This window comes from Pyxidicoccus fallax (assembly GCF_012933655.1).
In the GTDB taxonomy this organism is placed as follows: domain Bacteria; phylum Myxococcota; class Myxococcia; order Myxococcales; family Myxococcaceae; genus Myxococcus; species Myxococcus fallax.
Genome location: NZ_JABBJJ010000690.1, coordinates 1 through 1,534 on the forward strand (window position 1 = coordinate 1; position 1,534 = coordinate 1,534).

The window sequence follows — 1,534 nt, forward strand, 5'->3', positions numbered from 1 at the left end:
GAGCTCGCCTGGCCCGAGTGGGCCGGCGGCGCCCCGCCCACCGAAGCGGACTCCGCGGAGACCCAGGTCCCTCCCGGCGAGGCCCATGGCGCCCCGGAAGCCCCCACCGGCTGGGAGCGCGGCGTGGAGGAGCCCTCCTCCGACGTGGGCACTCCCGGCGAGCCCGGGGACGACGGCGACCCGCGCGCCCGTCCGTCCAAGCCCACGCTGCACTGAGGCGCTCGGAGCGCGGCCTCCCGCCTCGCCCCAGGTCCTCACGCCGTACAGAGGCGCCCGAGTGCGCCTCCCGCCTCGCCCCGCCTCCCCACGCCGCATGGAGGCGCCCGAGTGCCTTGCGCCGCACCCTCCGCCGCACAGAGGCGCCCGGAGCCAAGCCTTCCGTCTCGCCCCACGTCCTCACGCCGTACAGTTGGCGCACGGAGCGGGCTCTTCCGCATCGCCCGTCCCACACGCCCCCACGCGGTACCGAGATGCCCGAAGGGCGGCCCGAGCCACCCGGCCCGCCGCCACGCCGCACAGAGCGAGCGCATCCGCATCGCCCGTCCACACGCCTCCACACGGAACCGAGACACCCGGGCGGAGGGCCGCGATCCACCCGGCCCTCCTCCACGCCGCACCGAAGCGCCCGGAGGGACCCCTTTCCTCACCTCCACTCACTTGGGCTGGCACCTTGGGGGCCGCGATCTCCCGGGCCGAGCGGCCGGTGAGGCGCGGGGGCCCCTCACCGGGAGTCCGCCTGTCGTTCCGGACACCCCTACAGCCGGTGCACCGGAGAAATTACCTGATGCAGGCCCCCCTGCTCGCCTGGGGGTGCCACGCAACTCGTTGATTTCCCTCGGAAACGAGGGCTTGCGGGCGTTGGCAACCCGTTTGCTATTGCCTCCCGTCGCGATGCGGAAGGCACCGGACATGAACGAGCGGGGACGTAGGGCAGCGGTGCTGGCGCGCTTCTTCCGCCAGCAGCCGGACCGCATCGCGGCGCTGTGGCGCCGGACGCGGCTGGCCTCGAACGAGGTGGAGCCGCGGGCCTTCCTGGGGCAGCTGGACGGGCTGGTGGAGGCCTTCATCCGCGAGGTGGGGCTCACGCTGGACGGCGAGGAGTCGAGCCCCTGGAGCCGCACGCGGGCGGTGCTGCGCCTGTCGCCGGAGCGCGGCGCGCGCGCCCTCTATGACGAGTTCGCGGCGCTGCGGCGCTGCCTGGTGGATGCCTCCGAGGTGCTCGGCGGCGGGGATTGGGAGCGCGAGCGCATCAATCGCGCGGTGGATGAGGCGGTGGACTCCGCGGTGGCGTTGCTGCAGCGGCTGAAGGACCCGCGCGCCGACGGGCCGCGGGTGCCCTTCGGAGGATTGGTGGTGGAGTACTTCGAGCGGCCCTCGCGGGTGAAGCGGGTGCCGCCGGACGCGAAGTACGGACGGCCTGCGATGCATTAGGGGTTGGTCGGGTTTGCCGACCCGTCCGGCTTGATGCTCCATGCTCGGAGCGTCCGAGGCCGGCGGCTGTCTCTTATACACATCTCCGATCCCACGAGACGTT

Annotated in this window: 1 protein-coding gene and 1 pseudogene; both read left to right on the forward strand. The window is 73.5% G+C overall.

Going from position 1 to position 1,534, the window contains the following annotated elements:
* Nucleotides 1–216 (forward strand): annotated as a pseudogene (locus HG543_RS53530) (hypothetical protein); the annotation flags it as partial.
* Nucleotides 217–891: 675 nt separating this feature from the next.
* A complete protein-coding gene (locus tag HG543_RS53535; protein WP_169352658.1) occupies nucleotides 892–1,431 on the forward strand; it encodes a hypothetical protein in 540 nt (179 codons plus the stop codon).
* Nucleotides 1,432–1,534 lie beyond the last annotated feature (103 nt).